At 59.4% G+C, this 12,738-nt stretch carries 6 protein-coding genes and 2 tRNA genes; 5 read left to right on the top strand and 3 right to left on the bottom strand.

Features of this window, described 5'->3' with window-relative positions:
• The 3 genes from ptrA to recD are packed head-to-tail and all read left to right on the top strand — an operon-like array spanning window position 1 to window position 8,254.
• A complete protein-coding gene (gene ptrA, locus AFK67_RS16645) occupies window positions 1–2,889 on the top strand; it encodes a pitrilysin (RefSeq protein WP_032967356.1) in 2,889 nt (962 codons plus the stop codon).
• Window positions 2,886–6,428, top strand: a complete 3,543-nt coding sequence (gene recB / locus AFK67_RS16640) for an exodeoxyribonuclease V subunit beta (RefSeq protein ID WP_038884445.1) — start codon at window positions 2,886–2,888, stop codon at window positions 6,426–6,428. Before ptrA ends, recB begins: the two co-directional genes overlap by 4 nt.
• The gene (gene recD, locus AFK67_RS16635; protein ID WP_038884443.1) at window positions 6,425–8,254 is read left to right on the top strand and encodes an exodeoxyribonuclease V subunit alpha; all 1,830 of its coding nucleotides are present in this window, start codon (window positions 6,425–6,427) and stop codon (window positions 8,252–8,254) included. Before recB ends, recD begins: the two co-directional genes overlap by 4 nt.
• Window positions 8,255–8,296: 42 nt before the next feature.
• Here the strand turns inward: recD and argA are convergent, their stop codons facing one another.
• Complete coding sequence (gene argA / locus AFK67_RS16630; protein WP_032967219.1) at window positions 8,297–9,628, bottom strand: amino-acid N-acetyltransferase; 1,332 nt, start codon at window positions 9,626–9,628, stop codon at window positions 8,297–8,299.
• A gap of 227 nt (window positions 9,629–9,855) precedes the next feature.
• On the opposite strand from argA, the gene amiC reads away from it, so the two are divergent.
• Complete coding sequence (amiC, locus tag AFK67_RS16625; protein WP_007722313.1) at window positions 9,856–11,109, top strand: N-acetylmuramoyl-L-alanine amidase AmiC; 1,254 nt, start codon at window positions 9,856–9,858, stop codon at window positions 11,107–11,109.
• A 90-nt stretch (window positions 11,110–11,199) separates the two neighbouring features.
• Here the strand turns inward: amiC and AFK67_RS16620 are convergent.
• Window positions 11,200–11,276 (bottom strand) — tRNA-Met (locus AFK67_RS16620).
• Between the two features lie 41 nt (window positions 11,277–11,317).
• Window positions 11,318–11,394: transfer RNA gene (locus AFK67_RS16615), tRNA-Met, on the bottom strand.
• 203 nt (window positions 11,395–11,597) lie between these two features.
• Between AFK67_RS16615 and mltA the strand changes: the two genes are divergently transcribed.
• Window positions 11,598–12,695, top strand: coding sequence for a murein transglycosylase A (mltA, locus tag AFK67_RS16610; RefSeq protein WP_007734991.1), 1,098 nt, complete (start codon window positions 11,598–11,600; stop codon window positions 12,693–12,695).
• The last annotated feature ends 43 nt before the right edge of the window (window positions 12,696–12,738 follow it).

The following is a 12,738-nucleotide window of genomic DNA, read 5'->3' as shown; positions in this document are numbered from 1 at the left end:
ATGCCTGGATGTGGTAACTGGTACAAAGCACTGTTGATCTGTATGGCCTTCTGGGCGCCGTTGTCTCAGGCCGATACCGGCTGGCAACCGCTGAAAGACACGATCCGTAAAAGCGATCGTGATAACCGGGAATATCAGGCTATCCGGCTCGACAACGGCATGGTGGTATTACTGGTGTCCGATCCGCAGGCCGTAAAATCGCTCTCGGCGCTGGTGCTGCCGGTGGGCTCGCTTGAGGATCCCGACGATCATCTGGGCCTTGCTCATTATCTCGAACATATGACGCTGATGGGCTCGCAAAAATATCCGGAGCCCGACAGCCTGGCGGAATATCTCAAACTGCACGGCGGAAGCCATAACGCCAGTACCGCGCCGTACCGCACGGCCTGGTATCTTGAAGTCGAAAACGATGCGCTTGAGGGCGCGATGGACCGTCTCGCCGATGCCATCGCCGCGCCAAAGCTTGATAAAACCTATGCTGAGCGCGAACGTAACGCCGTGAATGCGGAGTTAACCATGGCCCGTGCGCGCGACGGCATGCGCATGGCGCAGGTGAGCGCCGAAACGCTAAACCCGGCGCATCCCGGCTCGCGTTTCTCCGGCGGCAATCTGGAGACGCTACGCGACAAACCGGGCAGCCCGCTGCACCAGGCGCTGGTGGACTTTCGCGATAAATACTACTCCGCCAATCTTATGAAAGCGGTCGTCTACAGTAACCGTCCGTTGCCGGAGCTGGCGCGTATGGCGGCAGCCACATGGGGGCGCGTGCCGAATAAAAATCTGGCGGCGCCACAGGTCACTACGCCTGTCGTGACACCCGCACAGCAGGGCATTTTTATTCATTACGTGCCGGTACAACCCCTTAAGGCGTTGCGCGTCGAGTTTCGCATTGAAAACAACAGCGATAAGTTTCGCAGCAAAACTGATGAGCTCATCAGCTATATGATTGGCAACCGCAGCCCCGGCACGCTGTCCGACTGGCTGCAAAAAGAGGGGCTCGCCGAAAGTGTCAGAGCTGACTCCGATCCGGTCGTGGCCGGTAACAGCGGCGTTATGGTGATTTCGGTATCGCTGACTGATAAAGGCCTCGCGCAGCGCGATGAAGTCGTAGCCGCTGTTTTCCGCTATCTCGGGACATTACGTGACAAGGGCATCGACAAGCGCTACTTCACCGAGCTGTCACATGTGCTGGATCTCGATTTCCGTTACCCCTCCATCACGCGCGATATGAACTATGTCGAGTGGCTGGCGGACAGCATGCTGCGCGTGCCGGTTGAGCATACGCTGGATGTCGTCAATATTGCCGACCAGTTCGATCCTGAGGCGGTGAAATCACGCCTTGCGATGATGACGCCGGAAAACGCGCGCATCTGGTATATCAGCCCGGACGAGCCGCACAATAAAAAAGCCTATTTTGTTGAGGCGCCTTATCAGGTCGAGAAAATCCCGACCGCCACGCTACAACAGTGGCAGACGCTGGGTCAGCAGATTGCGCTCACGCTTCCTGCGCCTAATCCTTATATTCCGAGCGATTTCAGCCTGATTAAGCCGCAAAAGCCATATTCGCACCCGCAACTGCTGGTTTCGGAGCCTGCTCTGCGCGCGCTCTATATGCCAAGCCGCTATTTCGCAAACGAACCGAGAGCGGATATCACGCTGGTGCTGCGTAACGAAGAGGCAATGAATAGCGCGAAAAATCAGGTGCTATTTGCGCTTAATGACTACCTCGCTGGCCTGGCGCTCGATCAACTGAGCAATCAGGCGTCAGTCGGCGGTATCGGCTTTTCCAGCAGCGCTAACAGTGGGCTGATGATCAGCGCGAACGGCTACACCCAGCATTTGCGTAAGCTGTTTCTGACGCTGCTGGATGGCTACTTCAGCTATGAACCGACGCAGGAGCAACTGGCGCAGGCCAAATCCTGGTACAAGCAGATGCTGGACTCCGCCGAGAAAGGCAAAGCTTACGACCAGGCTATCATGCCGGTGCAGATGGTTTCACAGGTGCCTTATTTCCAGCGCGAGGCGCGCCGTGCACTGCTGCCTGATATCACGCTTGAGGAGATCCTTGCCTATCGTGACCGCCTCAAAACGCACGCCCGGGCGGAGTTTTTAGTCGTGGGTAATATGTCGCCTGAGCAGGTGAAGAATTTTGCGCAGGATGCCAAACGCCATCTTGGGCTCGAAGGGAAAAGCTGGACGCGCACTAAAGATGTCAGCGTGGAAAAAACGCAGCAGGCCATTTTTAACAAAGCCGGGAGCAGTACCGATTCCGCGCTGGCCGCGCTGTTTGTGCCGGTCGGGTATAACGAGGCGACCAGCACCGCCTGTAGCGCCATGCTGGGCCAGATTATTTCGCCCTGGTTTTATAATCAGCTGCGTACTCAGGAGCAGCTGGGCTATGCCGTTTTTGCCTTCCCGATGCCGGTAGGGCGTCAGTGGGGGATTGGCTTCCTGCTACAAAGCAGTGAAAAACAGCCCGATTTCCTCTGGAAGCGCTATCAGGCCTTTTTCCCGGAGGTGGAGTCTCGATTACGCTCGCTGAACGCGCAGGATTTTGCGCATATTCAGCAAAGCATCATCAATGACATGCTTCAGGCCCCGCAGACGTTGGGCGAAGAGGCGTCGCAGGTCAGCAAAGACTTCGACCGGGATAATTTAAAATTCGATTCTCGTGATAAAGTTGTCGCCGAAATCAAACAGCTGACGCCGCAAAAACTGGCCGATTTTTTCCACCAGGCTGTGCTTGCCCGACAGGGCATGACAATCCTCTCGCAGGTCTCCGGGAGTCAGAGCGCGCAGGCCCATTATGCCGCGCCTGAAGGATGGCCGGTTTATCAAAGCGTCAGCACCCTGCAACAATCCTTACCGCTTTTGAGTAATACGCAATGACCGACGAGCCCGCCGCGTCCCTTGACCCGCTCCGCTTGCCCTTAACGGGCGAGCGGCTGATAGAAGCCTCTGCCGGCACCGGGAAAACCTATACCATCGCAGCGCTGTATCTGCGTCTGCTGTTAGGGCTCGGTGGTGAGGCCGCTTACCCGCGTTCGCTAACGGTGGAGGAACTGCTGGTCGTGACCTTCACCGAGGCCGCGACGGAGGAGCTGCGCGGGCGTATTCGCAGCAACATCCATGAGCTGCGCGTGGCCTGCCTGCGCGAGCGTACCGACGATCCGCTCTATCAGCGGCTGCTGGACGATATTGCGGATAAACCGCTTGCTGCCCGCACGCTGTTGCTCGCGGAGCGGCAGATAGACGAAGCGGCAATTTTTACCATTCACGGCTTCTGCCAGCGGATGTTGAGCCTTAACGCGTTCGAATCCGGCATGCCGTTTGAACAGCAGTTGATTGAAGATGAGTCGCTGCTGCGCTATCAGGCCTGCGCCGATTTCTGGCGTCGTCATTGTTACCCGCTCGCTAAACCGCTGGCGCGCGTCGTTTGCGAGCAGTGGGACGGGCCTGAATCGCTACTGCGTGATGTGAACAGCTTCCTGCATGGCGAAGCGCCAAAGATAAAAGCGCCGCCGCCGGATGATGAAACGATTGAAAAGCGCTACGAAAAGGCGATTGCGCGTATTGATGAGGTAAAAGCGCTCTGGCGCGAAAACGCCGCAGAGCTGGCCGCGCTGATACAGAATTCAGGCGTGGATAAACGCAGCTACAGCAGCCGCTATCTGCCCGCCTGGCTCGATCAGGTTTCCGCCTGGGCCCAGGAAGAAACGACCAGTTGGCAATTACCAGGCGCGCTTGAAAAATTCGCCCAGCAAATGCTGCTTGAAAAGACCAAAAAGGGCGAGGCGCCGCGCCATGCGGTGTTTGAGGCGATCGACGCGCTGCTGGCCGAGCCGTTTACTATCCGCGATTTGCTGATTGCCAGAGCGATGGCGGAGATCCGCTACACCGTCGCGCAGGAAAAACGCCGCCGCGGCGAGTTAGGGTTTGACGATATGCTAAGCCGCCTTGACGAGGCGCTGCATAAGCCGGGCGGCGAGGCGCTGGCGGCGGCTATCCGCGCGCGTTACCCGGCCGCGATGATTGATGAATTTCAGGATACCGACCCGCAGCAGTATCGTATTTTCCGTCGCATCTGGCTTGGCCAGGCTGACACCACGTTGCTCCTGATTGGCGACCCCAAACAGGCGATTTACGCGTTTCGCGGCGCGGATATTTTTACTTACATGCGGGCTCGCGGCGAAGTAAACGCTCACTATACGCTTGATACCAACTGGCGTTCGGCACCGGGTATGGTGGAGAGCGTAAACCGCATTTTCAGCCAGATGGATAACGCGTTTATGTTTCGCGATATTCCGTTCCTGGCGGTGAAGCCCGCGCCGCGTAACCAGTCGCTGCGCTTTACTTTTGCGGGAAAAGCGCAGCCTGCCATGAAGCTCTGGCTCATGGAGGGCGATGGCGCAGGAGTAAGTGATTACCAACAAACTATGGCACGCGTCTGCGCCCAGCAGATCCGCGACTGGCTAAGCGCGGGGATGAAGGGCGAGGCGCTGCTGTGGCGCGACGATCGGGCTCGCCCTGTCCAGGCGTCAGATATCACGGTGCTGGTGCGTAACCGCATTGAGGCGAATCTGGTGCGTGAGGCCCTGAACGCGCTCAATATCCCTTCCGTCTATCTCTCTAATCGCGACAGCGTGTTTGCCACCCAGGAGGCGCTGGAGATGCTCTGGCTGCTACAGGCGGTACTGGCGCCGGAGGTCGAAACGCGGCTGCGCAGCGCGCTGGCGGCAAGCATGCTGGGGCTGGATGCGCCTGCGATTGAGGCGCTGAATGAAGATGAAAGCGCCTGGGATGCGCTGGTAGAGGAGTTTGACGGCTACCGGCAGATCTGGCTGCGGCGCGGCGTGATGCCGATGCTGCGCGCGCTGATGACGCACCGCCATGTCGCGGAAAACCTGCTGGCCACGCCGGGCGGCGAACGCCGCCTGACGGATATTCTCCACCTGAGCGAATTACTGCAGGAGGCTTCCGCGCAGGCAGACAGTGAATACGCGCTGGTGCGGTGGCTGGCGCAGCATATCGCCGAGCCGGACGCCAACGCCTCCAGCCAGCAACTGCGGCTGGAAAGCGACAAACACCTGGTGCAGGTGGTGACTATCCATAAATCCAAAGGCCTGGAATATCCACTGGTGTGGCTGCCGTTTATCGCTGACTTTCGCGAACAGCGCCAAGCGTTTTACCACGATCGCGACACGTTCGCGCCCATGCTCGATCTCAGCAATGCCGAAGAGAGCCTGGAGCTCGCCGAGATGGAGCGTCTGGCGGAGGATTTACGCCTGCTCTACGTGGCGCTGACGCGCTCCATTTGGCATTGCAGCCTTGGCGTAGCGCCGCTGTTTCGTCGGCGCGGCGCGAAAGAGGGCGAAACCGACCTTCATCGCAGCGCCCTTGGCAGGCTGATACAACAGGGCGAGGCGCTGGATGCGAATGGCCTGCGCCGCTGTCTGGATGCGCTGTGCGATACCAATATTGTGCTGGAGATCCCCGGCGCGCCTGACAATACGCCCTGGATGCCGCCGGAATCGTCGCCGCCGACGCTTGCCGCGCGCGCGTTGCAGCGGCGTATCGCCGATGAGTGGCGCGTCACCAGTTACTCGGGGCTGCAACAGCATGGCGCGGCGCGCGCGCTGGACTTGCTGCCAAAACTGGATCTCGACGGCGCGGGCGCACGCGAGGTGCCTGACGAACCGGTGATGTCGCCGCATACGTTTCCGCGCGGTGCGTCGCCGGGGACTTTCCTGCACAGCCTCTTTGAGGAAATCGATTTTACCCAGCCGGTGGCACCGGAATGGGTGGCGCAACAGCTACAGCTCGGCGGTTTCGATGAAACCTGGCAGCCGGTGCTGTGCCGCTGGATAGACGATGTGTTGCGCGCGCCGCTGAATGACACCGGCGTGTCGCTCAATCAGCTGGACGCGAAAGATAAGCAGGTGGAGCTGGAGTTTTACGTGCCGATTGATGCCGCGTTGCGCCCGGAGGCGCTGGATGCGCTTATCCGCAAGCACGACTCGCTCTCAGCGCAGTGTCCGCCGCTCGATTTCCGTCAGGTGCGCGGCATGCTTAAAGGCTTTATCGACCTTGTTTTCCGCTGGCAGGGGCGGTATTACCTGCTGGATTATAAATCCAACTGGCTGGGCGACAGCCCGCAAGCCTATACCCGCGAGGCGATGGCGCAGGTGATGCAGACGCACCGCTACGATCTGCAATACCAGCTTTATACGCTGGCGCTGCACCGCTATTTACGCCATCGCCTGCCGGATTACGATTATCAGCGCCACTTCGGTGGCGTGATTTATCTGTTTTTGCGCGGCGTCACGGGAGAGGACGCCAGCCAGGGCATCTTTACCGCACGCCCTGCGCAGGCGCTGGTGACGGCAATGGACGCCCTGTTCGCCGGCGTGGAGGAGAACGCGACATGAAAATGCATCAACTGATCCAGCAGGCCGTTGTGCTGAAACTGCTGCGTCCGCTGGATGCGCAGTTCGCGATGATGGTGGCAAGCGACGACGAACCCGCGGTGATGCTGGCTGCCGCGCTGGTTAGCCGCGACGCAGGGGAAGGGCACGTCTGCCTGCCCGTCTCGCGGTTATGCGCGCACTGCTTTGCCGGACGTCATGATGAGATGGCGCAGCAGCTGTTTGCGGCGGCGGGCAATCCGACGTCGTGGCGCGCTTTGCTGCTCGCCTCGCCCGCGGTGAGCGAGGGCGACGAGCCGACCCCGCTGAAACTCATCGGCGAGCGTTTGTACCTTAACCGTATGTGGCGGCACGAGATGGCGGTCGCGGCGTTTTTCCGCGAGCGCAACCACAGTATTGCGCAGGATGAAGCGCGCCTGAGCGCGGTGCTGGAGGCGCTTTTTGGCGCGTCTGGCGATGAAGTGGACTGGCAGAAAGTGGCGGCTGCCGTAGCGCTGACCCGGCGCATCTCCGTGATTTCCGGCGGGCCGGGCACCGGCAAAACCACGACGGTCGCCAAACTGCTGGCGGCGATGGTACAGCTGTCTGGCGACAAGCTGCCGCGTATTCGTCTCGCAGCGCCGACCGGCAAAGCGGCGGCGCGCCTGACGGAGTCGCTCGGCGCAGCGCTGCGTCGTTTGCCGTTGAGCGACGAGCAAAAGAGCGCGCTGCCGGAAGAGGCCAGCACGCTGCATCGCCTGTTAGGTGCGCAGCCGGGCAGCCAGCGGTTGCGTTACCATGAAGGCAATCCGCTGCATCTGGACGTGCTGGTGGTAGATGAAGCCTCAATGATCGACCTGCCGATGATGGCGCGGCTTATCGCGGCCCTGCCGGAACACGCGCGGGTCATTTTTTTAGGCGATCGCGACCAGCTCGCCTCCGTGGAAGCGGGCGCGGTGCTTGGCGATATCTGTCACTACGTTAATCATGGCTTTACCGCAGAACGCGCAGCCGAGCTTGCCCGCATTACTGGCTGCGACATCCGCGGCGGCGAACCGCATCCGGCGGGCGCGCTACGCGACTGTCTGTGCCTGCTGCAAAAGAGCTATCGCTTCGGCAGCGACTCCGGGATCGGGCAGCTCGCGTTTGCGGTCAACCGCAGCGATCATCGCGCCGCGAGAGAAACGTTTGGCCGCGGCTTTGACGATATCGCCTGCAAAACGCTTGCAGGAAATGACGACTACGCACAGATGATTGACGAGACGCTGGCAGGGTATGCGCGTTTTTTAACGTTGCTGCGTGAGCAGGCCGAGCCGCACGCGATCCTCGCTGCCTTCAGCGAATTCCAGATGTTGTGCGCGTTACGCGAAGGGCCGTTCGGCGTCGCGGGGCTAAATGAGCGCATCGAACACGCGCTGGCGCAGCGGCGCATTATTCGCCGCACGCCGCTGTCACGCTGGTATGAGGGGCGGCCGGTGATGATTTCGCGCAACGACAGCGCGCTGGGGCTGTTTAATGGCGATATTGGTGTGGCGCTGGATCGTGGCGAGGGGTTACGCGTCTGGTTTCCGATGCCGGGCGGCAAACTGAAGCCCGTGGTGCCGAGCCGCCTGCCGGATAACGACACCGCCTGGGCGATGACGGTACATAAATCGCAGGGATCGGAGTTCGACCATGCAGCGCTGATCCTGCCAGGGCAGTTCGCGCCTGTGGTGACGCGGGAGCTGGTCTACACGGCGATAACCCGCGCGCGGCGGCGCTTGTCGCTATATGCCGATGACCGGGTGCTGGAAATGGCTATCGCCACACGAACCGAGCGGCGCAGCGGGCTGATGGCCTGTTTTGCATAGAAAACGCGGCCCGGCAATGGCCCGGCCGCGGGAGCGGCGTCGTCAGGTTAAGTCGGCCATGAGTACTTTCGAGCGGCGCTGGTAGTTGTACATCTGCTTTTTGCTTTCAGGCAGCAGATCGATATCGACCGGCGCGAAACCGCGCTCCTGGAACCAGTGGATGCTGCGGGTCGTCAGCACAAACAGTTTCGATAAACCCATCTGTTTCGCCTGGCTTGCGATGCGTTGCAGGAGCACTTCGCCGCGCGCCGAACTGCGATAGTCGGGATGTACCGCCACGCAGGCCATTTCGCCGATTTTCTCTTCCGGGAACGGATAGAGCGCGGCGCAGGCGATGGTCAGGTTGTCACGCTGGATGATGGTGAACTTATCGATCTCCATCTCCAGTTGCTCGCGCGAGCGGCGCACCAGAATGCCCTGCTGCTCCAGCGGGCGGATAAGCTCCAGAATGCCGCCGATGTCATTAATGGTGGCGCGGCGGATCTGCTCGGCGCTCTCCATGACAATCTGGGTGCCGATGCCGTCGCGGGAAAAGAGCTCCTGCAGCAGCGCGCCATCTTCCTGGTAACTTATCAAGTGGCAGCGGCGCACGCCGCTACGGCAGGCTTTCACCGCGCCGCGCAGGAAGCGCACGGTGCCGGAATGATAGTCACCGCCAGCTTCGAGCGTGTCGAGACGCGTCTGCGCCTCGTTTGGAAAGAGCTCAGAAATAATATCGCCGTCCTCGTTCATCACGCCCTGCGATGAACAGAAGCCGATCATTTTCTCGGCCTTCAGCTTGATGGCGAGCTGGGTCGCGACTTCTTCAGAGGTCAGGTTGAAACTCTCGCCGGTCACCGATACCGCCACCGGGCCCAGCAGCACAATAGCTCCGCTGTCGAGCTGGCGATGGATAGCATCTTCATCAATACGGCGAATGCGCCCGCTGTGGCAGTAATCGACGCCGTCATCCACGCCGAGCGGCTGCGCGATAATAAAGTTGCCGCTCACCACATTTATATGCGCGCCCTGAAGCGGCGTGTTGCCGAGGCTCATCGACAGGCGAGCGGTAATGTCCAGCTGCAACAGCCCGGCGGCCTGTTTGACCAGTTCCAGCGTTTTCGCGTCGGTGACGCGCGTATGCTTGTGGTAGACCGGCTCGTGGTGGTGCTCGGCGAGATTGGCGTCTATTTGCGGACGCGCGCCATAGACCACCACCAGACGGATGCCGAGGCTGTGGAGCAGCCCGATGTCGTTGACGATACTGGAAAAATTTTCGTGCTCAATGGCTTCGCCGCCAAGCATAATGACAAACGTTTTACCCCGATGGGCATTAATATAGGGAACAGAATGGCGGAATCCCTGGACCAGTTCGGTTCGACGTTCCTTCACCACGGCAAAACCTCTCAGTGAATGTTTATTCGTAATTTGTGTATTTTTATTCTTTTATTATCCCATGCGCAAGTGGCAATTTTATGGCGGCATCGCGTCATTAACGCGAAGACCTTTGCCGAAAGGCAATTGTTTACCCTTTTATAGATGACAGTTCCGACACCATTCGCTAAAGTTTTTGGCCATTTTGGTCGTAATTTGATTTATTCGCATTAATGCTCGGGAGTGGCATGTCAGGTTCCAGTCATCTTTTTAGTCGTCGCCAGCTGTTGCAGGGCGCAGGGGCGATGTGGTTATTAAGCGTCAGTCAGGCAGGCCTGGCCGCGTCGGGCCAGGTCATCGCGGTGCGCGTCTGGCCTGCTTCCGCCTATACCCGCGTGACGCTGGAATCTAACCGTGTGCTGAAGTATCGCCAGTTTGCGCTGAGCAACCCGGAGCGCATCGTCGTGGACCTGGAAGGCGTCAACCTGAACGCGGTGCTGAAAGGCATGGGCAATCAGATCCGCGTCGACGATCCTTTTATTAAGTCCGCCCGTGTCGGCCAGTTCGATCCGAAAACCGTGCGCATGGTGTTTGAACTGAAAAAGAACGTCACGCCGCACCTGTTCGCGCTGGCGCCGGTGGCGGAGTTTCGCGAGCGTCTGGTTATCGATCTCTACCCAGCTAACGGCGACAACGAGCAGGATCCACTACTGGCGCTTCTTGAGGATTACAACAAGGGCGAACTGGATAAACAGGTGCCGCCTGCCGCCAGCGGGCCGCAGCCGGGGAAAGCCGGGCGCGATCGCCCGATTGTCATCATGATTGATCCCGGCCACGGCGGGGAAGATCCAGGCGCGATTGGTAAACATAAAACCCGCGAAAAAGACGTGGTGCTGCAAATCGCACGTCGCCTGCGCGCGCTGATTGAAAAAGAAGCCAACATGAAAGCGTTTATGACGCGCAATGAAGATATTTTCATTCCGCTGAAAGTGCGCGTGGCAAAGGCGCAGAAGCAGCGCGCCGACCTGTTTGTCTCCATTCACGCGGACGCCTTTACGAGCCGGGCGGCGCGAGGCTCCTCGGTGTTTGCGCTTTCCACCAAAGGCGCGACCAGTACCGCGGCGAAATACCTGGCGCAAACCCAGAATGCCGCGGACCTGGTGGGCGGCGTGAGTAAAAGCGGCGACGTCTATCTCGATCACACGATGTTCGACATGGTGCAGTCACTGACCATCGCCGACAGCCTCAAGTTCGGTAAGGAAGTGTTGGGTCGCCTCGGGCGGGTCAACTCGCTGCATAAGAATAAAGTGGATCAGGCGGGATTTGCGGTGCTGAAGGCGCCTGATATTCCGTCCATTCTGGTGGAAACGGCGTTTATCAGTAACGAAGAGGAAGAGCGCAAGCTGCGCACAGCAACGTTCCAGCAGGAAGTGGCTGAGTCTATTCTCGCGGGGATTAAAGCCTATTTCGCCGATGGCGGTACGCTGGCAAGGCGCGGATAACGCGCCTTCTGGCTTGACGGGATACGTCAGGGAAGGGGAACGGGCTGAATAGCGGACATAAAAAAACACCCGTCAGGGTGTTCATTTTATTGGTTGCGGGGGCCGGATTTGAACCGACGACCTTCGGGTTATGAGCCCGACGAGCTACCAGGCTGCTCCACCCCGCGTCCGTCTTACTTCTTCACATTGTCGCGCCGTGCGCGTTAATTGGTTGCGGGGGCCGGATTTGAACCGACGACCTTCGGGTTATGAGCCCGACGAGCTACCAGGCTGCTCCACCCCGCGTCCGTGGAAGCGCACTATACTCCGCTGAGCTTTCGTTGCAACCTTTTTTTAAAACAATAAGCTGAATCGGCGTCAGCTTGCTGAAATATCATTCTGATTGATGAATATTTCATCCCGTCCCAGGCCGGGAGCGGCTTATGCGTTTCCTTGCGCTCCCCGGTTTGCTATCTTCGCCTGCGGACAGCGCAATAGCGGAGAGAGTCATGAAAGGACGTTGGGCAAAATATCTGGCGGCAGGGGCGATGATAACGTTGCTGGCTGCCTGTTCTTCCAAACCGACCGATCGCGGTCAGCAATATAAAGACGGCAAGTTTACGCAGCCGTTCTCGCTGGTAAACCAGCCGGACGCCATTGGCGCGCCGATTAACGCTGGCGATTTTTCCGAGCAGGTAGCGGCTATCCGCAGCGCCTCGCCACGTCTTTTCGGCTCTCAGAGCAACGTCTATAACGCGGTGCAGGAGTGGCTGCGCGCGGGCGGCGATACCCGCTCGCTGCGCCAGTTCGGCATCGACGCCTGGCAGATGGAAGGCGCGGATAACTACGGCAACGTTCAGTTTACCGGCTACTATACGCCGGTCGTGCAGGCGCGCTACACCCGCCAGGGCGAATTCCAGTACCCGATTTACCGCATGCCGCCCAAACGCGGACGTCTGCCGTCGCGCGCCCAGATATACGCTGGCGGCCTGAGCGACAGCTATGTGCTGGCGTACAGCAATTCGCTGATGGATAACTTCATTATGGATGTGCAAGGCAGCGGTTATATCGACTTCGGCGATGGCCGCCCGCTGAACTTCTTCGCGTATGCCGGTAAAAACGGCCATCCCTATCGCAGCATCGGCAAAGTGCTTATCGATCGCGGCGAAGTGAAGCGTGAAGAGATGTCGATGCAGGCGATCCGCCACTGGGGCGAAACCCACAGCGAGCAGGAGGTACGCGCGCTGCTGGAAGAAAACCCGTCTTTCGTCTTCTTTAAGCCGCAGAACTACGCGCCGGTAAAAGGCGCAAGCGGCGTACCGCTGATTGGCCGCGCGTCGGTCGCCTCTGATCGCTCGATTATTCCGGCGGGCACCACGCTCCTCGCGGAAGTGCCGCTGCTGGACAATAACGGCAAGTTCAACGGACAATATGAGCTGCGCCTGATGGTGGCGCTGGATGTCGGTGGCGCTATCAAAGGCCAGCACTTCGACATTTATCAGGGTATCGGACCGGACGCCGGTCACCGGGCCGGCTGGTATAATCACTATGGTCGCGTCTGGGTGCTGAAAACCGCGCCGGGCGCGGGCAACGTGTTCAGCGGGTGAATATGATATTCTGAACGTCCTGACGCCGGGCGGCGCTGCGCTG

Source organism: Cronobacter dublinensis subsp. dublinensis LMG 23823 (genome assembly GCF_001277235.1).
In the GTDB taxonomy this organism is placed as follows: domain Bacteria; phylum Pseudomonadota; class Gammaproteobacteria; order Enterobacterales; family Enterobacteriaceae; genus Cronobacter; species Cronobacter dublinensis.
Note: the sequence above shows the minus strand (reverse complement) of the source record. Positions and strands in the feature narration are given on the sequence as shown.

Coding starts and splice junctions, on each gene's coding strand:
- ptrA (WP_032967356.1), top strand. CDS start 1: ATGCCTGGATGTGGTAACTGGTACAAAGCACTGTTGATCTGTATGGCC.
- recB (WP_038884445.1), top strand. CDS start 2,886: ATGACCGACGAGCCCGCCGCGTCCCTTGACCCGCTCCGCTTGCCCTTA.
- recD (WP_038884443.1), top strand. CDS start 6,425: ATGAAAATGCATCAACTGATCCAGCAGGCCGTTGTGCTGAAACTGCTG.
- amiC (WP_007722313.1), top strand. CDS start 9,856: ATGTCAGGTTCCAGTCATCTTTTTAGTCGTCGCCAGCTGTTGCAGGGC.
- mltA (WP_007734991.1), top strand. CDS start 11,598: ATGAAAGGACGTTGGGCAAAATATCTGGCGGCAGGGGCGATGATAACG.